20 protein-coding genes and 1 pseudogene are annotated in these 21,059 nt (G+C 59.3%); 14 read left to right on the forward strand and 7 right to left on the reverse strand.

Translation table 11 applies throughout. The annotated features are described in order from the left end of the window. The first annotated feature begins 3 nt into the window (after positions 1 to 3). Together LY631_RS10710 and LY631_RS10715 are read left to right on the forward strand one after the other, a co-directional pair. Positions 4 to 867, forward strand: coding sequence for an ABC transporter permease (locus tag LY631_RS10710; protein ID WP_274425309.1), 864 nt, complete (start codon positions 4 to 6; stop codon positions 865 to 867). After that, positions 864 to 1,685 (forward strand): ABC transporter permease, encoded by an 822-nt coding sequence (locus tag LY631_RS10715; protein WP_274425310.1) that lies wholly within the window; start codon positions 864 to 866, stop codon positions 1,683 to 1,685. The genes LY631_RS10710 and LY631_RS10715 overlap by 4 nt, the downstream gene beginning before the upstream one ends. Before the next feature lie 34 nt (positions 1,686 to 1,719). Here the strand turns inward: LY631_RS10715 and LY631_RS10720 are convergent. The 3 genes and pseudogenes from LY631_RS10720 to LY631_RS10730 all read right to left on the reverse strand — a co-directional run. Continuing rightward, positions 1,720 to 1,852: pseudogene (locus LY631_RS10720) on the reverse strand (IS3 family transposase); the annotation flags it as partial. Between the two features lies 1 nt (position 1,853). Continuing rightward, entirely contained in the window at positions 1,854 to 2,216 is a 363-nt protein-coding gene (locus LY631_RS10725) for a response regulator (protein WP_274425311.1), read from the reverse strand. Next, entirely contained in the window at positions 2,213 to 4,396 is a 2,184-nt protein-coding gene (locus LY631_RS10730; RefSeq protein WP_274425312.1) for a PAS domain-containing sensor histidine kinase, read from the reverse strand. Before LY631_RS10730 ends, LY631_RS10725 begins: the two co-directional genes overlap by 4 nt. A 426-nt stretch (positions 4,397 to 4,822) precedes the next feature. On the opposite strand from LY631_RS10730, the gene LY631_RS10735 reads away from it, so the two are divergent. Continuing rightward, positions 4,823 to 6,736 (forward strand): putative bifunctional diguanylate cyclase/phosphodiesterase, encoded by a 1,914-nt coding sequence (locus LY631_RS10735; RefSeq protein WP_274425313.1) that lies wholly within the window; start codon positions 4,823 to 4,825, stop codon positions 6,734 to 6,736. A gap of 201 nt (positions 6,737 to 6,937) precedes the next feature. Here LY631_RS10735 and katG read toward each other — a convergent pair whose 3' ends face one another. Further along, positions 6,938 to 9,118: a catalase/peroxidase HPI gene (gene katG / locus LY631_RS10740; protein ID WP_274425315.1), complete on the reverse strand. Its 2,181-nt coding sequence runs from the start codon at positions 9,116 to 9,118 to the stop codon at positions 6,938 to 6,940. Positions 9,119 to 9,228: 110 nt separating this feature from the next. Between katG and LY631_RS10745 the strand changes: the two genes are divergently transcribed. Further along, positions 9,229 to 10,194, forward strand: coding sequence for a hydrogen peroxide-inducible genes activator (locus LY631_RS10745; protein ID WP_274425316.1), 966 nt, complete (start codon positions 9,229 to 9,231; stop codon positions 10,192 to 10,194). 48 nt (positions 10,195 to 10,242) lie between these two features. Here the strand turns inward: LY631_RS10745 and LY631_RS10750 are convergent, their stop codons facing one another. Then, positions 10,243 to 10,371: a hypothetical protein gene (locus tag LY631_RS10750; RefSeq protein WP_274425317.1), complete on the reverse strand. Its 129-nt coding sequence runs from the start codon at positions 10,369 to 10,371 to the stop codon at positions 10,243 to 10,245. A 142-nt stretch (positions 10,372 to 10,513) separates the two neighbouring features. On the opposite strand from LY631_RS10750, the gene LY631_RS10755 reads away from it, so the two are divergent. The 5 genes from LY631_RS10755 to LY631_RS10775 all read left to right on the forward strand — a co-directional run bounded on the left by LY631_RS10755 (position 10,514) and on the right by LY631_RS10775 (position 12,520). Next, positions 10,514 to 10,837, forward strand: a complete 324-nt coding sequence (locus LY631_RS10755) for an ArsR/SmtB family transcription factor (RefSeq protein WP_274425318.1) — start codon at positions 10,514 to 10,516, stop codon at positions 10,835 to 10,837. Then, on the forward strand, positions 10,834 to 11,244 hold the full coding sequence (locus LY631_RS10760) for an SRPBCC family protein (protein WP_274425319.1): 411 nt from the start codon (positions 10,834 to 10,836) through the stop codon (positions 11,242 to 11,244). Before LY631_RS10755 ends, LY631_RS10760 begins: the two co-directional genes overlap by 4 nt. A 57-nt stretch (positions 11,245 to 11,301) precedes the next feature. Continuing rightward, positions 11,302 to 11,532, forward strand: coding sequence for a hypothetical protein (locus LY631_RS10765; RefSeq protein ID WP_274425320.1), 231 nt, complete (start codon positions 11,302 to 11,304; stop codon positions 11,530 to 11,532). A 4-nt stretch (positions 11,533 to 11,536) separates the two neighbouring features. Continuing rightward, the gene (locus LY631_RS10770; protein WP_274425321.1) at positions 11,537 to 11,992 is read left to right on the forward strand and encodes a DUF1801 domain-containing protein; all 456 of its coding nucleotides are present in this window, start codon (positions 11,537 to 11,539) and stop codon (positions 11,990 to 11,992) included. Positions 11,993 to 12,070: 78 nt separating this feature from the next. Continuing rightward, positions 12,071 to 12,520: a DUF1801 domain-containing protein gene (locus LY631_RS10775; RefSeq protein ID WP_274425492.1), complete on the forward strand. Its 450-nt coding sequence runs from the start codon at positions 12,071 to 12,073 to the stop codon at positions 12,518 to 12,520. A 72-nt stretch (positions 12,521 to 12,592) separates the two neighbouring features. On the opposite strand, the gene LY631_RS10780 is transcribed toward LY631_RS10775, so the two are convergent. Continuing rightward, a complete protein-coding gene (locus LY631_RS10780) occupies positions 12,593 to 13,435 on the reverse strand; it encodes a c-type cytochrome (RefSeq protein ID WP_274425322.1) in 843 nt (280 codons plus the stop codon). Between the two features lie 618 nt (positions 13,436 to 14,053). Beyond that, complete coding sequence (locus LY631_RS10785; protein ID WP_274425323.1) at positions 14,054 to 14,773, reverse strand: GntR family transcriptional regulator; 720 nt, start codon at positions 14,771 to 14,773, stop codon at positions 14,054 to 14,056. A 297-nt stretch (positions 14,774 to 15,070) separates the two neighbouring features. Between LY631_RS10785 and LY631_RS10790 the strand changes: the two genes are divergently transcribed. From LY631_RS10790 to LY631_RS10810, 5 genes are all read left to right on the forward strand, one after another. Next, positions 15,071 to 15,865 (forward strand): class II aldolase/adducin family protein, encoded by a 795-nt coding sequence (locus LY631_RS10790; RefSeq protein WP_274425324.1) that lies wholly within the window; start codon positions 15,071 to 15,073, stop codon positions 15,863 to 15,865. Between the two features lie 83 nt (positions 15,866 to 15,948). Further along, a complete protein-coding gene (locus LY631_RS10795) occupies positions 15,949 to 17,496 on the forward strand; it encodes an ABC transporter substrate-binding protein (RefSeq protein ID WP_274425325.1) in 1,548 nt (515 codons plus the stop codon). A 110-nt stretch (positions 17,497 to 17,606) separates the two neighbouring features. Further along, positions 17,607 to 18,575 (forward strand): ABC transporter permease, encoded by a 969-nt coding sequence (locus tag LY631_RS10800; RefSeq protein WP_274425326.1) that lies wholly within the window; start codon positions 17,607 to 17,609, stop codon positions 18,573 to 18,575. A gap of 2 nt (positions 18,576 to 18,577) precedes the next feature. Next, complete coding sequence (locus LY631_RS10805; protein ID WP_274425327.1) at positions 18,578 to 19,417, forward strand: ABC transporter permease; 840 nt, start codon at positions 18,578 to 18,580, stop codon at positions 19,415 to 19,417. 2 nt (positions 19,418 to 19,419) lie between these two features. After that, positions 19,420 to 21,042: an ABC transporter ATP-binding protein gene (locus LY631_RS10810; protein ID WP_274425328.1), complete on the forward strand. Its 1,623-nt coding sequence runs from the start codon at positions 19,420 to 19,422 to the stop codon at positions 21,040 to 21,042. The last annotated feature ends 17 nt before the right edge of the window (positions 21,043 to 21,059 follow it).

Raw genomic sequence — 21,059 nt, forward strand, 5'->3', positions numbered from 1 at the left:
AGCATGTCGGTAAAACGCAACTACGACATCGCTCTGGCTATTGCGCTGGCAATCTCGGTACTGCTGTTTCTGGTCCCCCAGTTCTTCTTTCTCCGGGAGAGTCTGTTCGAAAGCCTGGGAATGGGAATGAGCGGTGACACGCTCACCCTCGTAAATTATCGGATGATCCTGACTGACACCTACTATCTCGAGGTCTTCTGGCGCACCTTCGTCATCTCGGCAGCGGGAGCAGGGGCGGCGCTACTGCTTGGCTATCCGACCGCGTACTGGCTCACCCGAATGCGCTCGCGCTTTGTGTCGATGCTCATTATCCTTCTACTGGTTTCCTCGTTCGTCAGCATTGTCGTGAAGGTGCTTGGGCTATCAATGCTATTGAGTTCTCAGGGGCCACTGAGCGCAATTATCAATGTTCTTAGTCTGGGTCAGTGGCAGCCTCAGATGCTTCACAACGACTTCGCCGTAGGGGTTGGGCTCGTCCAATACACTCTGCCGCTGGTCGTGATGCTGTTATTCGGCGTCATTCAGACGATCCCGGAATCCTTCGAAGAGGCCGCTATCGTTCATGGCGCGACCGATTGGCGCCTGTTTCGCAGGGTTATCCTCCCCCTTTCACTGAACGGCGTACTGACGGCGGGGTTGATCGCCTTCAACATGAATATGGGCGCCTTCACCTCCGCCGTGCTTCTCGGGGGCGGCAATGTGCTGACGGTCCCGGTTCTCATTCAACAAACGATTATCCTGGACGTGGATTATCCATTGGCCGCAACCCTTGCGGTGCTGCTCACGAGTGTAGTCCTCTTGATCAATTTGGCGCTTGTCTTTCTCCATCGCTTCTCGGCCATACGCCAGCCTAGGAGTGGATCATGAAGAGCACATTCTCTCGCGCACTTCTCCTCATAGCGATGGTGGTGACTTATCTTTTCCTGCTGGTGCCCCTTATTGTCGTTATCGGTGCATCCTTCGATGGCGCCGCACAAACCTATTTTCGCTTTCCGCCGCAGGAGCTTTCGCTTCGCTGGTACTATGAACTGCCCGCCCGATATTGGCAGTCTCTCGGCTTCAGCTTCATAATCGCGTTTATTGCGGCCGCAATCTCAACGCTGATCGGGACGCTCGCGGCGCTTGGTATCGCTCGCGGTTCCCTAGGCGGGTCAGCATCTCTCGAGACCTACTTTCGCTTTCCACTGCAAGTGCCGTTCGTGGTGACCGGCGTTGTTTTCCTTCAATTCTATTACCTTCTCTTCGACGTCATCGGCATAAATCTACTGGGAACGATCTGGGGTTTTGTCATCGCCCACGCCTTCTTTTGTATTCCGTATTCAGTAGGAGCAGTAGGTTCGATGGTGACTCCGAGTCTTGACCAGATAGAGCAGGCCGCCAGGATCGCCGGTGCCACTGAACGCCGCGTGTTTCAGCGCATCACTCTTCCAGCCCTCATGCCGGGTCTATTTTCCGGTTTCTTCTTCGGCTTTATCGTTTCCTTCGGCGACGTGCCGGTCAGCGTCTTTTTGTCAGCCGGTGGCGCTGTCCCGCTTCCGGTTGAAATTTTCCAGACTCTTCAGTTCGACTACGACCCGACAACGCTGGCGATTTCCTCGATTGTCGTTGTGATTTCGTCGATTTTTATCGTGGGTACACAAAGGATCGTCGGGCTGAACATTGTGCTCCCTAGTTCCAAACGTTGACTGCGCCGGAGACCGGCCAGAAATGAGGTGCTCCCCACGCGACCTGCCGCTCCTCCTGCCACGCGAGGATGGTAAATTGGAGGTGAGCCTTCGGTGCCGTCGTCGGAGATGATCATGCAGGGGTAGCCACGCCGCTCAGGGATGCGGTCGGTTTCGCGGGCGACCCGTTCAACGTCTGAGGGCGAGTGCGACAGTCTGCTGCAACTCCGTCATCGAGAAGGGCTTGCAGAGTACAGGATGGCTGGAGAATTCACGGGGCAAGCCACTCGTGCCATACCCGGTACTAAATACGAGCGGTATCTGGCGCTCGCGGAGGAGTTCGGCAACTGGAAAGACAGGCTGTCCGTCCAGGTTGACGTCCAACACCGCTAAATCGACCTCGGCGGTAGCTGCAACTTTGAGCGCTTCAGCGAGGCGCGCCACCGATGCAACGATCTCACAGCCGAGATCCTGTAACATGTCCTCAATCAGGAGGGCTACGCTGCCCTCGTCCTCTACGACGAGAACGCTGAGACCCTGCAGTTGGGTCATCCCTCTTCCGGTCCCACTGGAATTGAGACGCGGCAGGTTACCCCCATGGGATCGAAGACGAGGTCAAAGTCGCCTTGGAGGTCCCGCTCAATGCAACGCTCCATCAGCCGGGTACCGAAACCCCGCCGCGTCGGCGGAGTCACCGGTGGTCCTCCGCGCTCCTGCCATTCAAGGATCAGCATCGTTGAATGCGATCTATTGTGCAGGCGCCAAGAAACTGAAAGCGTTCCCGTCTCCGACGACAGCGCACCGTATTTAACCGCGTTTGTGACAAGCTCGTTGAGAGCCATCGTGAAGCTGAGCGCGCCCCGCGGGTTGAGCTCAACGGGGGGGCCGTCGATCACGATTCTTTCGGCTGCTTCACCAGCAAGAGGTGTCAACACCTCGCGGGCGAGCGAATCCAGGGGGGCATCTTCCCAGTGACGCTTGGTCAGCAAATCGTGCGCGCGCGATAGAGCGAGTAGTCTCGCCTCGAACCTATGGGAAAAATCGTGGAGGTTTTCGGCATGGCGTGCCGTTTGTCCCGCCAGTGATTGTACGGTCGCCAGTGTATTCTTTACCCGGTGGTTGAGTTCGGCAATGAGGATCTTCTGTCTGTTTTCCGCTTGCTTGCGCTCAGTAATATCAACAAGCATGTTAATGGCACCGACAAGCTTCCCGTCAGCGTCGTGCAGGGGCGTGGGATAGGGAATAAGCGGGACGCGCGTGCCGTCGGGTCGTTCCGCTATCGCCTCCACTCCTCGCACCGGGCGATTCTCTTTCAGAGTCAGCGCCATAGGGCATCTGTCGTGCGGCAGAGGGCTGCCGTCCTGATTGTAGAGACGCCACGTGAGGCACCACAAATCGCCGGCCTGCGGCGTCCGCCCGGACATCTCAATGGCCGCGTTATTGTAGAACGTGATGCGACCTGACGCGTCGGTCGTATAGATCGCGGCGGGCAGTGCCTCAAGCAGGTTGCGCATGTGCCGCTCGCTCTCGCGGATCTGATCCTCCATATGCTTCGCTTGAGTCACGTCAAGTATCACGCGAACGCCATAGCGAAAGCCGCCGGATACATCCCGTACCGAAGAGCTATGGATATCAAGGTAAACCGTCGTGCCGTCGGGCTTGCGTGCCCGTTTACGCAGCACGTAGTTATCAAGTTCTCCACGGATTTGACGCGCGTAGAGGGCGGCATCTTCTTCACGATCGTCTTCTTGAGTATAATCGAAGAAGGTCATGGCCAGGAGCTCTTCGCGGGAGCGCCCCAGCATTTTGCAGATGGCGTCGTTCACGCGGAGCATGCGTCCTTCCGCATCGGTTTCGGCAATCCCGATCGTAGCCGCCTCGTAAGTCGCCGCCAGACGGTCCTCGCTCTCGCGACGTGCGCTCTCGGCTTCGTAGAGGTCGGTCACATCGGTTGTGAAGCAGCGGGTGTTGATGAATTGCCCGTCTTCAAAGCGACTGTTGGATGTAATCAGCACATACTTGATGGAGCCGTCCTTGGCGCGAAGGCGTGCGGGATAGCGGTCCAGCTTTTCGCCGCAGGACAGTTTGTTGAGGATGTCACCGATCACAGGCTCATCGGCGTGAAATTCCGCTATGTGCCGGCCGACATATTCTTCGGCAGTATAGCCGAGGAGAGCGAGCTCGGCCTTGTTCGCACGCTGGATAATTCCCTCGCCACTCACGATGTGGAGGCCAATAGCGCTGTTCTCGAAAAAATCCTCAAGGTCGGCACTCTTGCGGCGAACCTCCTCTTCCATTGCCTTATGCGCGGAGATGTCCTGGAAACAGTTTATCGCCCCCTGAATATTGCCGTGCTGGTCTCTCAGCGCACGAATGTTCACGAGGGCGACGAAGCGCGAACCGTCGGGCCTTTCCATGATGACTTCGGTATTTCGCGTCGCCGTGCCTCGCTCGACAGCCTCCGCCATGGGGCAGTCTTCCTTCTTCAGCAGCGTGCCATCCAGGAGGAAAAGGCGGTGCGAGCCACAGAAGCGCTCGCGCTTCTGTTCAAGCGAAGGGGACCGTCCCCAAAGTTCGGCCGCTTCCGTGTTGTAACGCACAAGCCAGCCGTCATTGTCACAGAGATAAACGGCACCAGGAATGGCGTCGAGCGCGCTGGGTGCCGCTGCCATGAGCGCGGCGTATTCGCTCAATTTGTGAGCGGCAACTGGAAATTCCTCTACATTCGACATCGGCAATCCTGAACTTGCTAACTTGTCGGCGGCACAGTGGCACCGCCGCCTTGAGGCAAATCACCTATGCTGAATGACCCCGGCGCCCCAACAACCAATCGTCACCCGAACAAAACGTAACTCCTGGCGCTGCAAGTGGTTCCGCACATATACCGAGAATTTCACCGCGTTCCGCCAAGGCTGAAAATTGTATCATTCGGGCCTGGCACTACTTTAGCAGATTACTAGAAGGCTGGAACGCCGTATCAGAGCGCGCCGTGATCATAGGAGATGTGGCCTGGGAACGGCGAAATGCACTCAAGCCGCCACAAAGCGACGGTATGAAACAGCGGGTTAAGCGAATAACCCGCTGATAATTAACTCGTCTTTCAGCGCGCTTGTCTAAGTTCGCGCTACACCAAGCATCCAATGGAAGCTGATCCCACTATGGCGGTTGAGAAAGAGAGCGCACTGGAAGGCAGAATCCTTCAGGATCAGCTTGCTGACCTCAGGGGCGGTCTCTTCGTCTCTATGCCGATAAGCACTGCTCTGTCAGTCTTGATTCTTACTGCGCAGGCATTTTCGGGTAGCGGCTTTACCGCCGCGATCTGGTTCGTGGTGGTCAACGCGATAAACGGTTTTCGCGTCGCACTTGGCCTTTATCGGCCGGGACCCGATGTGGCAGGGCGCAAGGACAATTTCAAAAGGGTTTCACAGCGGCTCCACCTATACAGCGCCCTTGCGCTTCTATCCGGGTTTGCGTGGTCCTTTCTTGCCGTCCTCACGGCTGGATACACGACGCCCCAGGCATCGCTTCATCTGATTGTTCTGGCGGGAATCTCGGCTGGTGCGGTCACATACGGCAGTTCTTATGCCGCAGCACCGATCAGCTTCATCACACCGCCACTCCTCATCACGGCGGCGTGCTTGGCGGCGAACGGGGATCTTGAAGACTACCTTTTAGCGTTTGCAGTCCTGCTCTTCTTAGGCGGCTTGTTTCGAAGCTCGTGGATTGGGCAAACGCGCTTCCGCGAAGCGAGTCGTCTCAGACACGAGGCAGAGCAGACTGCGGCGGAGATGGAGCGGAATTCCAGGGAAGATCCGCTCACCGGCCTTCTCAACAGGCGAGGTCTGGAACATGCGCTCGAGCAGATAAAGGATGCTGACGGTCCCTTTGTGACGATGCTGATCGATCTGGACGGCTTCAAGTCCGTTAACGACACGTATGGCCACAAGATTGGAGATGATCTGCTCGTCAGGTTAGCTCGCCGGATAAAGGAGGAAGGACCAGAAGACGCGATGCTCGCCCGGATTGGTGGCGATGAGTTCGTACTGCTTTTTTCCTCACTTGGGGGGGCGCTTTCTCCCACTGACCTCGCGTCCCGTCTCATAGCCAAAATTGCCGCCCCTTTTCATGGGGTGATGTCCGTCCAAATCGGCGCATCCGTGGGAATCTATCGATCCCAAAGGCCCAATCTGACGGAGATGCTATTGCGAGCGGATATCGCGCTGTACACAGCCAAACGTCGGGGCAGGAACGAGTTTTGCCTGTTTGATGACGAACTCGCGGGGGAGTTGCAACGTCGCCAGTGTATCGAGCGGGATCTTCGGTTAGCGATAGAGAGGAAACAGTTGGGCACGTGGTTCCAGCCCATTGTAGGAGTCGATACCGGAGCTGTGCTCTCTTTTGAAGCGTTGCTGAGGTGGACCCATCCCGTTCATGGTGCCATTTCGCCACCCGAGATCGTGACGGCTGCGCGCGAGACCGGAATGCTTCAGTTGCTCACTGAGACTGTATTCCTCGGCTGTTGCGCCATGATCGAGGACCTCGCTCAGGCTGACTGCCGTGAAGTTAGGGTCGCGATGAATGTCTCACCGCGCGAATTGGAAGCCGGCAGTATCGACGATTTGATATTGAATGGCCTTGCGGCGAAGAATCTTCCTACGGCGATGCTGGAAATCGAGATTACCGAAGAGGCTCCGGTAGATCGGGACCGGGTAGACGAGAAACTTGAACGTCTTTCGCAAGCCGGCATTTCAATCGCGCTCGACGATTTCGGCACCGGCTTCTCCACGTTGGCCTCCCTCAAGGACAGACGGATAGGTAAGGTGAAAATCGACAAGGGCTTCATCCGTGGTTTGGCGGAATCCCGGGATGACCAACTGCTTGTTAAAGCCGTTATCGATGTTGGCAGATCGCTCGGAATAGAGGTTATGGCGGAGGGGGTCGAAACAGAGGCAGATCAACAATTGCTGCGGGCGCTTGGATGCAGAATGGCCCAGGGCTTTCTGTTCTCTAAAGCGCTGCACCCGAGGCAAGCACTTGAACTGGTATTAAGAGAACACGCGAAGAGTTCATGAAGAGCACTCGCGGAACGTTTGGGCGTCGTCATGTGTGGATGGCGTGGAGTGGATCGCCGTCGGCGTTCGGTGTGGTCCTGCATTGGCGTGCCGATCACGGCAACCAGGCGGGCAAGGGGCAGAGAAAAACAAAGCGGGCGCGGATTGCTCCGCGCCCGTCCAGTTGCTTGGAAGGATCGACCTATCCGTGACCTGCTCAGGTCAGGCAGGCGCGAACCGATCCGCGTTCATCACCTTGGTCCAAGCCTTTACGAAGTCCTTGGCGAACTTTTCTTGGCTATCGGCGCAGGCATAGACCTCCGCAAAAGCGCGCAGCTGCGAATGCGAACCGAAGATCAGGTCGACGCGCGTAGCGCGCCACTTCAACTCGTTCGTCTTGCGGTCGCGGCCCTCATAGGTACCGTCGGACGCGGGCTGCCACTCTGTGTCCATTGTCAGCAGGTTGACGAAGAAGTCGTTCGTCAGCTTGCCCACCTGGTTGGTGAAGACACCGTGCTCGGCACCGCCGGCATTCGCACCGAGCACGCGTAGACCGCCGAGCAGAGCTGTCATCTCCGGCCCTGTCAGCGTCAGCAACTGCGCCCGGTCGACCAAGGCTTCCTCGGGCATCATGAACTGGTTCCCGCTGAGATAGTTGCGGAAGCCGTCGGCACGCGGCTCAAGCGCGGCAAAAGAGTCCACGTCGGTCTGCTCTTGGCTTGCATCCATCCGCCCCGGCGTGAAGGGTGCTTTCACGTCGAAGCCGGCATCCTTGGCAGCCTTCTCGATTGCCGCTGAGCCGCCAAGAACAATCAGGTCCGCGAGCGATATCTTCTTTCCGCCGGATTGAGCCTCGTTGAACTCGTTCTGGATCGCTTCGAGCTCCCCGAGCACCTTTGCCAGTTGCGCCGGGTCATTGACCTCCCAGTCCTTCTGGGGTGCGAGACGAATGCGCGCGCCATTGGCGCCGCCGCGTTTATCGGATCTGCGGAAGGTGGAGGCTGAAGCCCAAGCCGTCGAAACCAGCTCGGGTACCGTCAGTCCTGAGGCGAGGATCTTCGCCTTCAGATCAGCGATGTCCTCGTCGCTCACCAGCTCGTGGTCAACCTCCGGGATCGGGTCCTGCCAGATCAGCGTCTCCTTCGGCACGAGCGGGCCGAGGTAGCGCACCTTCGGACCCATGTCGCGGTGCGTAAGCTTGAACCAGGCGCGGGCAAAGGCGTCCGCGAACTGATCCGGGTTCTCGTGGAAGCGCCGCGAGATCTTCTCGTATTCCGGGTCAAACCGCAGCGACAGGTCCGTGGTCAGCATGGTCGGTACATGCTTCTTCGACGGGTCGTGCGCGTCCGGAACGGTGGTCTCGGCGTCCTTCGCCTTCCACTGCCAGGCGCCGGCAGGGCTCTTTGTCAGCTCCCACTCGTGATTGAACAAGTTATCGAAGAAGTGGTTGCTCCACTTGGTCGGCGTCTGCGACCAGGTGACTTCCGGACCGCCGGTGATGGCATCGGCCCCGAAACCCGTGCCATGCCCGCTCTTCCAGCCGAGTCCCTGGTCTTCGATGGCTGCACCCTCCGGATCTGGCCCCACCATTGACGGGTCACCGGCACCGTGGGTTTTGCCGAAGGTGTGGCCGCCGGCGATCAAGGCGACTGTCTCCTCATCGTTCATTGCCATGCGGGAAAAGGTTTCGCGGATGTCCTTTGCAGCTGCGACCGGGTCCGGATTCCCGTTCGGTCCTTCTGGGTTCACGTAGATCAGGCCCATCTGCACCGCGGCAAGCGGGTCATGAAGCTGGCGTTCGCCGCTGTAGCGCTCGTCGCCCAGCCACGTCCCCTCGGGACCCCAGTAGAGCTCTTCCGGCTCCCAGGCGTCCTTGCGGCCGCCGGCGAAGCCGAACGTTTTGAACCCCATCGACTCCAGCGCCACGTTGCCGGCCAGAATCATCAGATCGGCCCACGAGATCTTCCGCCCGTATTTCTGCTTGATCGGCCACAGCAGCCGGCGCGCCTTGTCGAGGTTCGCGTTGTCCGGCCAGGAGTTTAGGGGGGCGAATCGCTGCTGGCCGGCGCCGGCGCCGCCGCGGCCGTCGGTGATGCGGTACGTGCCTGCGCTGTGCCAGGCCATGCGTATCATCAGCCCGCCATAGTGGCCGAAGTCGGCGGGCCACCAGTCCTGCGAATCCGTCATCAGAGCATGCAGGTCCGCGATCACGGCGTCGAGGTCGAGGCTCTTGAACTCCTCAGCATAATTGAAATCCTCGCCCATCGGATCGGATAAATCCGAGTTTCGATGGAGCATGTCGAGGTCCAGCTGCTCCGGCCACCAGTCTCGGTTCCTGTGGCCGCGGGCACCGCCGCCCATGAATGGGCATTGGCCCGTGTTATCGTCCGTCTTTGCGTCCATGTTGTCCTCCAATCAGCCGACAGCCGCTCGTTGCTAGAATGATTCTAAGGTAAAAGAGCCAGCCGATAATTGCCAATTGTGTTTTCTGTTTTCCTTGATAAGTTTCCCTTATGACAAGACTAACGATCCGCCAGATGGAATATTTCGACAGTCTCGCCGAAACGCTCCACTTCGGGAGGGCAGCAGCACTTGCTGGAGTCACCCAACCTGCGCTGTCGGCGCAGATTGCAGAGATGGAGACGCGGCTCGGCTGCCGGCTCTTCGAGCGCGGCGACGGCGCGGTGGGGCTTACCGGAGAGGGGCGCGCCCTTCGTCCTCGGGTCAAGCGCATCCTCGCCGAAATCCGCGACCTGGAAAGCGTGGCGAGACGAGGACAGCAGGTTCTGGAAGGGCGCTTTCGCCTCGGCATCATCCCGACCGTCGCGCCTTATCTGCTGCCGAGCCTCCTGCCGGAGCTGAAACGCCATTTTCCTGCCCTGCAACTGGAGCTGCACGAGGCGCGGACCGGGACTCTTCTCGAGGAGACCGCCAGCGGCCGTCTCGACGCTATGATTGCGGCCCTGCCGCTCGACGAGCCCGCGCTCGCTGTCAAGGCGCTGTTCGAGGACCGGTTCCTGCTTGCAGTGTCCGAACATGATCCCGCTTTCCTGGCGCCACCCGTGCCGCCGGACAGCCCGGCACTGGAGCGGTTGATGCTGCTTGAGGAAGGCCACTGCATGCGCGAGCAGGCGCTGGCCGTCTGCGGCAAGGTCAGGCCGGTGGCGATGGCGAGCTACGGCGCAACCAGCCTGACGACGCTGATGCAAATGGTGGCGCATGGGCTAGGCGTGACGCTGATCCCGGAAATGGCCGCAGAATTCGCGCGCGCCATGCCCGACCTGAAGGTGGTGCCTTTTGCCGAGCCGGCTCCGGCGCGCACGATCTGTCTTGCCTGGAGAAAGAGCAGTGGCAGGCGGGAAGACTGCGCCGTACTAGCCAACACACTCGGCAAGCTTCATCCGGTGGTGCAGCCGAATGGACAGAACAACCTCAGGAGTTGGAAGGTAGACAATAAGCGCGTCGCGGCGAGCCCTTGAGTCAACGTCATCACCGGCTCAGACGTCGGGACCGGGGTTGAGGATCATTCAATCCCGGCCAAGTGCCTGCAGCACCTTCATATGCTCGATAAAGGCGCGCAGCTTCGGGAGCGCCTGCTTGCCGTTCGGACAGTAGAGGAACAGGCCCGGAGAGGTGGCGCGAAAGTCGTCGAGCACTGTGCTCAGGTGGGCCCTGTGTCACATAAGGCATGATGTTGTGCTCCGTGGAGTTGCAGGGCCTGATCCGTATTCCCGCTTGACTCACATATATCTCTAGGGTTATGGGCCAGATCTATAGCCAGAGAGTTATCGATTTGCGATGCCGCAGACCCATGACATCATTTTCAGAACGCTCGCCGATCCGACACGACGAGCCATCTTCGAGCGGTTGTGCCGCGACGGAGACCAGACGGTCAGTGCCCTGACGGCTCAGGCCGGGGTCTCGCAACCGGCCGTCTCGAAACATCTCGGGATCCTGAAGCGGGCCGGTCTGGTCCGCGACCGCCACGAAGGTCGCCAGACGCACTACAGCGCCGAAGTCGGCGCGCTTTCTCCACTGATTGAATGGACGAACCAGATGGGCGGATTTTGGGAAAACCGCTTCGACAACCTCGAAGATCTGCTCAACAGGATGGACCAATGAACGAAAAGTCGACTGGAACGCGTTCCGTCATTGTCGAGCGTGAGATCCCCCATCCGCCGGAAAAGATCTGGCGCGCGCTCACGCAACCACACCTGATCGAGGAGTGGCTCATGAAGAATGACTTCAAGCCCGTGGTGGACCACCGCTTCAATCTCAGCGCCGACTGGGGCGCTGTGGACTGTCAGGTTCGGACAGCCGAGCCGAATGAAACGCTCTCCTACACGTGGGACACTAAGGACCTCCGGAGTGTCGTCACCTGGACGCTCACCCCGACAAGCACGGGGACGCTGCTGCGCATGGAGCAGGAAGGCTTCCGGCCGGACCAGGAGCCGTACTACCGGGGCGCCACGGTCGGGTGGCCGCGGTTCTTTGAAAATATGGAGCAAGTGTTGGCGCGGATGGACTGAACCCTGCCCGTCACAATTCGCCCGCTCCGCTTCGGCTCGCCTTCAGAGGAGGTTTCAATGAACTGGAATACGTGGGTTCGACAGACCCACCGCTGGGTGTCGATCATTTTCACGGCGGTTGTCGCCGGCATCTTCATCAGCCTGGGTGTAGGTGTGGAGCCCGCGGAATGGGTATATCTCATGCCGCTGGCCCCGCTCGCCCTGCTCATGCTCAGCGGACTGTACATGTTCGCACTGCCATATGCCGCCAAGTGGCTCAGCGGGCGGCGCATCGGCGGAGAGGCTTGAACCAATGGCCGGCAAGACGCCCGAGAGATCGAAGGCCGCAAAGAAGCAGACCTCCGCCGAGCCGGTCCTTCTCTCGGGCGGCAACCCTCAGATCGCGAAGGGCTACGGCGACGCACCCGTACAGGCTTACATCGCGGCCATGCCGGGCTGGAAAAGTGAGGTCGGGCGCCGCCTCGATGCAACCATCGTTCGCACCGTCCCCGGCCTTCACAAAGCAGTTAAATGGAACTCACCTCTCTACGGCATCGAGGGCCAGGGCTGGTTTCTCGGCATCCATGTCTTCGCAAAATACGTGAAAGTGGCCTTCTTCCGCGGCGCGTCCTTGCGTCCCGTTCCGCCCGTTGGGTCAAAGCAGAAGGACGTCCGCTACTTCCACATTCACGAGGACGGCCGGTTCGACGAAGCCCAGTTCGCCGATTGGGTGAAGCAGGCCAGCCAATTGCCGGGCGAAAAAATGTGACTAGCAGTGTGGGTGCCCGATAGCGCGAATGGACGCGGGCAGCGAGTGACCCCCATGTGAATGCGATCTACAGCGACCATGAAGAAGGTGACGGCAACCATGCAAAAGAGCAAAAGCGGCCCGGTGGAAGAAAATGCCGGAGAGTCTCCCTCTCAACTGATCGACGCGAAAATCATGCAGCTGGGCGATTGGCGCGGCGAGACGCTTGCGCGGGTCCGCAGCCTCATCAAACAGGCCGACGCGCAAGTGGTCGAAGAGGTGAAATGGAGAAAACCGTCGAACATGTTGGGGGTTCCCGTGTGGGAGCACGCGGGAATCATCTGCACCGGCGAGACCTACAAGGATAAGGTGAAGCTGACCTTCGCCAAGGGCGCCTCGTTGGAAGACCCGTCAGGTCTCTTTAACTCCAGCCTCGAAGGCAACACCAGGCGTGCCATCGATTTTCGTGAGGGCGACGAGATCGATGAAGAAGCGCTGAAGGCGCTCATTAGCGCCGCCGTGGCACTGAACACATCGAAGAATACATAAGCGGCATCAATGGCTGTTTGACGACCGATCGTTGGCGATGCCGGAAGCCAAAGTGCCACCGGGCGGATTGCACTAACGCTCCCCATTACCCAGGGAATAGAGATAGGCCACGATGTCCTGTGCATGCTCCTCCGTCACGCCCAATTGAGGCATGGCGGTGAGTGGGTCGATTCCCTGAGGATTGCGGATCCAGTGGACGAGGTTCTCGCGGCTGTTCGGCAGGACGCCCGCTATGTATTTGCGCTCGCTTATCCGGCGGAGCGGCGGGCCGACCCAGGCGTTCGGCCCGGTGATGCCTTCGATCGTGTGGCAGGCGATGCAGCCATACTGGCGAAGCGCAACCCTGCCCATTTCCGCATCGCCGGAGGTCTTGTCTGCCCCCTCGTTCTCCACCAATCCAGGCCGATCAGGCTCAATCTCTGCCAGCTCGTAATACTGGCTAGGTGAGAGGAGTGGCGCAGTGACCACAAAGGCGGCGATGTCCCAGATCTCCTCGTCTGTGAGCTTGAAGCTCCAGCCCGGCATGCCGGTCATTTTCACCCCGTGCTTCACGGTCCAGAAAATCTCGGCCGCCGACAACTCCAGGCCCACTTGCACGATGGCCGGCGGCACCGGGGTCATGCTAAGCGAAAAGGGCGCCGGCGCGACTCCGGGAGCGCCGTGGCACTGGACGCAGTGATCCTGATAGAGTTGGAGGCCTGCATCGAACCGCTCGTCGCTCGACAGGTCCGGCACCTCCAAATCACGGGCGCGCACTGCCACGGAACGATTCATCACCGTCTGCAACAGCCAATAGACGGGCGGGGTGTGCTGCTCCGTCGCGGCCACGTTGTAAAAGCCGCTGTAGACGAAAGCAGCCGTACCCGCGAAGCCCGCCACCATCAGGGTCAGGATAGTCCAAATTACCTTGATCATCCCCCGCCTCCCGCACGGTCCGCCAGTGGGCGATCAGTCTGAAGAGCTTCCAGCCCGATCCACCGCGCCCACATGCGCCGAAGGCGCCACGCATAGAGCGCTGGAGCAGCCTTGGAAAGACCGGAGACAGGGCCAAATGGAATGTTCCAATTCGACCGGTATGAACGGGAAAAATTCAAACGAATGCTTCGGCAAGTCCGCATCGTATCTGCCGGTGCGCGAAAAAAAGTGCACACATAGAACGTGAGAGGGACTGGCGGCCGGGATTTTGGCCAAGACCGCCTCCACGCGCGCGGTAGAATCGGTCGAGTATGAAATCGGCGACCATCGGGGCCATCATCGTTCTCCACGTGGCTGAAGATCCGAGGTTGGATGCAAGTTCAACTGAGGTATGCAGCCGGAAGTTCCCCGCCATCATTCCATGGATGTTCCCGTTATGCTGGTATGTGGAGAGACTCCTCGGGATCCATCTTCGCGGGTTGAATACCTGCCGCGCGGCGCGGCGGTTGTGCGCGCGGAAATGGAAAGTCCCGGGCGGATTGGTTGAGCCGTAAGATTCTCGCAGGATTTTCGAGTTCGGTGTACGCAAGCGGTGTGGAGGACTTGCGATCCAGGTCGTTACCGTCCGTTCGATCCTGCAAACAAATCCACCACAGCGTCTTGTGCCACGACGATGTGATATCGAAGCGCGTCAAGCAATGTCTTGCGGTCGTGCGCCTTGAGCGCTTCCAGAATTGGCTTGTGGGTTCCGGCGAGGCGATGCGGGTCGTCATAAAGCTTGCCGATCAGCGTGATGCCGCAACGCATCTCGGCAGCGAGTTCGTCATATACCTTAAGCAGGCGTTTGTTGCCGCTTGCCTCGCAAAGCATGCGGTGAAAGCTGAAGTCTTCGAAGATCTGCTGCTCGATCGATCCTTCGTCGGCCAGCACGTACATGCGGGCTATCTGCGCTTCTAATTGCTCAATGTCGCGCGGTCCTATCTTTTCCACCGCGATCGATGCCGCGTGGAGTTCAAGGCCGATGCGCAACTCATAAATATCGTGCAGGTCCGCGGCTTCGAGCGTGCGCACGGAAAAGCCACGGCGAGGATTGGAAACCACCAGCCCCTGGCTTTCCAAAAGACGCGCGGCTTCGCGGATGGGGGCGCGGCTTGTACCGAACTCGCGAGAAAGCTGCAACTCCGTCAGCCGTGTGCCCGGCTTCAAGCGGCCCGTCATGATCGCCTCTGTGATCTGCCGGGAAATCTGGGTGACAAGGTCGGTGGAGGCGACTGCAGAGAACAGTCCGCTTACCGGACCCTGTCCGTCCTTCCGTGAAACTCCAGGTTCATCATCCATTTCGGTCGTCCCCTTCGCCCTTTCCGAGGGTAGCCTTTACCGCGCGAGCAATCGCGACGCTGGCAGCCTTACACGCCGACTGGCATGCATCGGGCATCGGCTTGGTTGCACCCGGGCGAGCCATTCTAACGTTTTCTAACTGTCTCCGATTTTATGACGATTGTCGACAATTGACACGGGTGCCCGGGTATGGTTGCCTGTGTGCCGACGCATCGAAAAGGAGGGAGTGGCCGACGATGCAGGGGCTGGCGCACTTGTTTGCGCCGCAGTGACACGAGTGCGTAGAGGGGACGCCTGATGACTGTCCAGACCCGTCTTGCCGATATCGAGCAGGATGTAAGCTGTGAGTATCCACAGGGGCGTGAGCGCACTGAGCTAGCGGCCGCTTATCGGTTGATCGCCCATTACAATCTCGATGATAGCATTTTCACCCACATCTCCAGCCGCGCGCCGCGCGAGGAGGGGGAGCATGCTTTTCTCATCAATCCCTTCGGTCTGCGATTCGATGAAGTAACTGCGTCGAGCCTCGTTACCGTCGATGTCAGCGGCGACATCCTGCGCGACACCTACGGCGCGGGCATCAACAAGGCCGGTTTCACTATCCACAGCGCTGTGCATGCCGCGCGGCCGGATGTGCATTGCGTACTTCATACACATACGGTGGCCGGCGTGGCCGTTTCCTCCGTGGAAGAGGGGATGCTGCCGCTTAATCAGTGGTCGCTTCAATTCTATAACCGCATTGCCTTTCATGATTATGAGGGCATCGCGCTCGATCTTGACGAGCGCGAGCGGCTCGTTAACGATCTTGGCGACCGCGATGTGATGATCCTGCGCAATCACGGACTGCTCACTTGCGGACGCACCGTAGGCGAGGCTTTCGCCCTGATGTTTAATATGGAGCGCGCCTGCCGTGCGCAGCTTGCGATCATGTCTTCGGGAGGCACGCCGCGCAGGATCGATGATGCGCTCGCCGAGAAGACAGCCCGGCAATATGAAGGCTGGGACAAACACCACGCGGGGCATAAGCCCGACCCGCAATGGGAGGCCTTCCAGCGCCTCGCCATCAAGCATTATCCTGACCTCGTAAACTGACGAGGTAACGAAGTAGCAGCAAACCGACCCGGCGAAGAAGAAGGCGAACAGCCCGCGAGCCGGAAAAAAGGGGAACGACAACCATGCTGAAACGACTCTCGACACTTGCCGCCGCCCTTCTGATCTCCACCGCGCTACATGCTGAGCCGGTGTCCGGCGGTCGCGCCAATGTGGTGATCCAGCCGGAGCCGCCGAGCCTGATGGTGGGCCTTATCCAGAACGGTCCGACCCAAATGGTCGCCGGCAACATCTATGAAGGTCTGTTGCGTTACGACAAGGATCTCGAACCCGAGCCGCAACTCGCCAAATCTTGGGAGATCTCCGAGGACGGGCTGACCTACACCTTCCATCTGCACGAGAACGTGAAATGGCATGATGGCGAGCCCTTCACCTCGGCCGACGTTGTTTTCTCGGCCGATGAGTTCCTCCGTGAGACGCATCCGCGCCTTCGCACATCGCTTGAACACGTGGAATCGATTACCGCGCCTGACGACCACACGGTGGTTTTCAAGCTGAAGCAGCCTTTCGGTCCATTCATCGGCATATTCGAGGTCGGCACCATGCCGATGATCCCGAAGCATATCTATGAAGGTACGGAGTACGAGAACAATCCGGCCAACAATACACCGATCGGTACCGGTCCGTTCAAGTTCGAGGAATGGGAGAGGGGCTCCCACATCCTGCTGACGAAGAATGAGGAGTATTACGAAGAGGGGCTGCCCTATCTTGATGAAATCTATTGGCACGTTATCCCCGATGCGGCTTCGCGTGCTGTGGCCTATGAAGCGGGCGTCGTGGACATCCTGCCTGGTGGTTCGGTCGAGAACTTCGACGTCCAACGCATTGCAGACATGGAGAATACCTGTATCACCGATGAGGGCTGGGAATATTTCGGGCCGCATTCGTGGATGTGGCTGAACAACCGCGAAGGTCCGACGGCTGACAAGCGCTTCCGCCAGGCCGTGATGTACGCGATGGACCGCAACTTCGCCAAAGATGCTCTATGGAACGGTCTCGGCAAGGTGGCAACTGGCCCTGTCTCCTCATCGACCCGTTTCTATTCGGACGATGTAAAGCAGTACGAGTACGATCCCGAACAGGCCAAGGCACTGCTCGAGGAAATGGGATACGATGGCGAGACCGTTCGTCTCCTACCTCTGCCTTATGGTGAAACCTGGCAACGCTGGGCGGAAGCGGTGAAGCAGAACCTCGAGGAGGTTGGCATTAACGCTGAAATTGTCGCCACCGATGTTGCCGGCTGGAACCAGAAGCTCGCCGAGTGGGACTACGATATGGCTTTCACCTATCTCTACCAGTACGGCGATCCGGCCTTGGGCGTGGCCCGCAACTACATCTCCACGAACATTGCCAAGGGCTCACAGTGGAATAATGTGGAAGGCTACGAGAACCCGAAGGTGGATGAGCTGTTCGAGAAGGCGGCTGTCGCGGTAACCCAGGAAGAGCGTCAGGAGCTCTATAACGAGATCCAGCAGATCCTGGTTGAGGATGTGCCGGTAGCCTGGCTTCTGGAACTCGGCTTTCCCACCATCTACCGCTGCAACGTCAAGGACCTGGTTACGACCGCCATCGGCGTCAATGACGGATTCAAGAACGCTTACGTCGAAGAGTAGGGTGGTTTGACCGTGCAATAAGTTGCACCAATTCCAGCCTCTGCCTTCGGGCGGAGGCTGGAATGGTAGCGGTATAAATCATTCGCAGCGAGGCTCCTGCCGGAGATCCCATGCTACGTTTCATCCTGATGCGTCTCGGCAAGGCGGTGATCATTCTGATCGCCATCCTGATCCTGAATTTCTTTCTAATCCACGCCGCGCCCGGTGATCCGGCGGCGGTCATGGCGGGCGAGGCGGGTGCAGCCGACGAAAAGTTCATCGCCGATCTGCGTGAGCGCTTCGGGCTCGACAAACCTTTGCTCACCCAACTCGGGATTTATCTCGGAGGTGTGCTGCAGTTCGATCTCGGCTATTCCTACCGCCAGCAGATGCCGGTGGCGGATCTCATTCTTGATCGTCTGCCGGCGACGCTGCTCCTGACCATGACGGCTTTCGCCATTTCATTGTCGCTTGGAACGCTCGCCGGAGTCCTGGCTTCGGCGCGGGTTGGCAAATGGTCCGACACGCTGATTTCCACAACGGCGCTGTTGTTCTACGCCACCCCGCTTTTTTGGGCTGCGCTGATGGCGGTGCTTCTGTTTTCCGTCGTGCTCAACTGGCTGCCGGGTTTCGGCTACGAGACGGTGGGCGCGAATTATACCGGGTTCAGACGCGTTCTCGACATAGGCCAGCATCTCATCCTGCCCGCGACCACGCTCGGCCTGTTTTTCATGGCTGTCTATATGCGCATGACGCGAGCATCGATGCTGGAGGTAAGTCAGCTCGACTTCGTCAAGACGGCGCGTGCGAAGGGACTCAGACCAAGCGTTATCCAGCGCCGTCACATCTTCCGCAACGCCATGCTGCCGGTGGTCACCCTGGCGGGCCTGCAGGCGGGTCAGCTTGTGGGCGGCGCGGTGCTCACCGAGACAGTCTTTGCCTGGCCGGGGATCGGTCGGCTGATGTTCGAGGCGCTCGCCCAGCGCGACTATAACGTGCTGCTCGGGGTGTTCTTTGTCTCGGCTGCGATGGTGCTCTTGTTCAATCTCATCACGGACATTCTCTATCGGTTCGTGGATCCAAGAATCCGGGTGGGCTGACGATGGCGGACTTCTGGAAACGTTTCTCTCGCAATCGCGGTGCCGTGATCGGAGCCGCCATACTGCTGATCGTCGTCATTGTGGCGCTTCTGGCGCCGATTCTCTTCCCGCAATCCCCCTGGCGCATGGTGCAGCGGCCCTTCCTTCCGCCCCTCACGATGGATCAGTATCCATTGGGAACGGATGCAGTCGGCAGAGATGTGTTGACGGGCCTTGCCCACGGCGCGCAGGTTTCGCTCCTGGTCGGGCTGATCTCAACCGTGGCGGCATTGCTGATCGGCATTCCCATCGGGGCGCTGGCGGGCTATTTTGGCGGTTGGCTGGACGATGCGCTGATGCGCTTTACCGAATTCTTCCAGACGGTCCCGAACTTCGCGCTTGCTATTGTTCTGGTGGCGATCTTCGAGCCGAGCATCTTCTCGATCGTAGCCGCGATTGCCATTGTCAGTTGGCCACCTGTCGCCCGTCTTGTCCGCGGCGAAGTGCTGTCCCTCAGGTCGCGGGAATATGTCGAAGCAGCCATTCTCGCCGGACAGAAGAACGGCACTATAATCGTTCGGCAGGTCCTTCCTAATACGCTCTCACCCATCATCGTGCTCGCTTCGCTTATGGTAGCGACCGCCATCCTGCTTGAATCTTCACTTTCCTTCCTTGGCCTGGGCGACCCCAATCTGATGTCATGGGGCTATATGATCGGGGCAGCGCGCACTGTCATTCGCCAGGCCTGGTGGCTCTCTTTCTTTCCCGGCGTTGCCATCTTGCTTACCGTGCTTGCGCTTAATCTGATCGGGGAGGGGTTGAACGATGCGCTTAATCCTCGCCTGGCGCGGAAGGGGAGATAGCTATGGGCGAGCCCGTTCTTAGTGTCGAAAACCTGCGTATCGCCCTGCCCGAGGGAGCAGACCGCCCCTTTGCTGTTGACGATGTGAGCTTCGAGCTTCGCGCTGGCGAAATCTTGTGCATTGTTGGAGAGTCCGGTTCCGGCAAATCCATGTCGGCCAACGCTGCGATGGGCCTGCTCCCGGATCTTGTGCGGCCGGTTGGCGGGAAAATTCTCTTCGACGGGTCCGATCTCCTGAGGCTGAGCGAAGCCCAGCTCATGGACCTGCGCGGACGGCGTATCGCGATGATCTTCCAGGAACCCATGTCGGCGCTCAATCCGCTGTTGCGTGCCGGGGAGCAGATCGCGGAGGTTTTCGAGGCACACGACCTCCTCACCCCCAAGGAGCGCTCTGCCCGTGCGATGGAACTCCTGGAGGAGGTCGGGATTCCCGATCCGGAAAAAGCCGCGCGCGCCTATCCGTTCCAGCTTTCTGGCGGTCAGCGTCAGCGTGTCATGATCGCCATGGCGCTCGCGCTCGAACCCGAAATCCTTATAGCCGATGAGCCCACGACGGCTCTCGATGTCACGACCCAGGCGCAGATCCTGGACCTGATCCGCAACCTTCAAGAAAAGCACAGTATGGCGGTGATGTTCATCACCCATGATTTCGGCGTCGTGGCCGAGATCGCAGATCGCGTCGCGGTGATGCAATACGGCAAGATCGTCGAGACAGGCTCGGTGGATGAGGTGCTTGATAACCCGCAGCATGATTATACGCGGAAGCTGATCGCGGCGATCCCCACCCTTGCCACGGATCGGGCGAGGGGAGATGTCGGCAAACAGCCGGTCCTGGAGGTCGATGGCCTCTGCAAGACCTATGTCACGGGCGGTAGCCTGTTTGGCCGCAACCGCCGGGTGGTGAAGGCGGTGCAGAATGTCAGTTTCACGCTGGCCGAAGGTGAAACACTGGGGATTGTCGGCGAGTCGGGATCGGGCAAGTCGAGCGTCGGCCGCTGTCTCGTGCGGCTCCTGACGCCCGATGCGGGCATGGTGCGCCTCGGCGGTCATGATATGGCCACGCTCTCAGGCGAAGCACTGCGCGAGGCCCGCAAGTCGATCCAGATGATCTTTCAGGACCCTTACGCTTCGCTTAATCCGCGGTCCCGGGTCGGCCGCATTATCGCAGAGGGCCCGATGGCCCACGGCGTGCCGAAGGCGGAAGCCTACAGCAACGCCGAGCGTCTCCTGGATCTCGTCGGGCTCGACACGTCCGCAATCGATCGCTACCCGCATGAGTTCTCAGGCGGTCAGCGCCAGCGCATCGGCATTGCTCGCGCTTTGGCGCTTGAGCCGCGCGTCATCATTGCCGATGAGGCGGTATCTGCGCTCGACGTTTCCATTCAGGCGCAGGTGCTCGATTTGCTGGCGGATTTGAAGGAGAAACTCGATCTCGCGCTGCTGTTCATCACGCACGACCTGCGTGTCGCCGCCCAGATTTGTGACCGCATCGCGGTGATGAAGGAGGGGGAAGTCGTCGAGATCGGACCGCCCCGGCAGATCTTCACCAACCCGCAGAATGTCTACACGCGCTCCCTTATCGAGGCCATTCCCGGCCGCGAGCGTGAGTTGGCGGCGGCGGAGTGAAGCTGACGCTCTGAAAA

It is taken from the genome of Chelativorans sp. YIM 93263 (assembly GCF_028767125.1).
GTDB lineage: Bacteria > Pseudomonadota > Alphaproteobacteria > Rhizobiales > Rhizobiaceae > Chelativorans.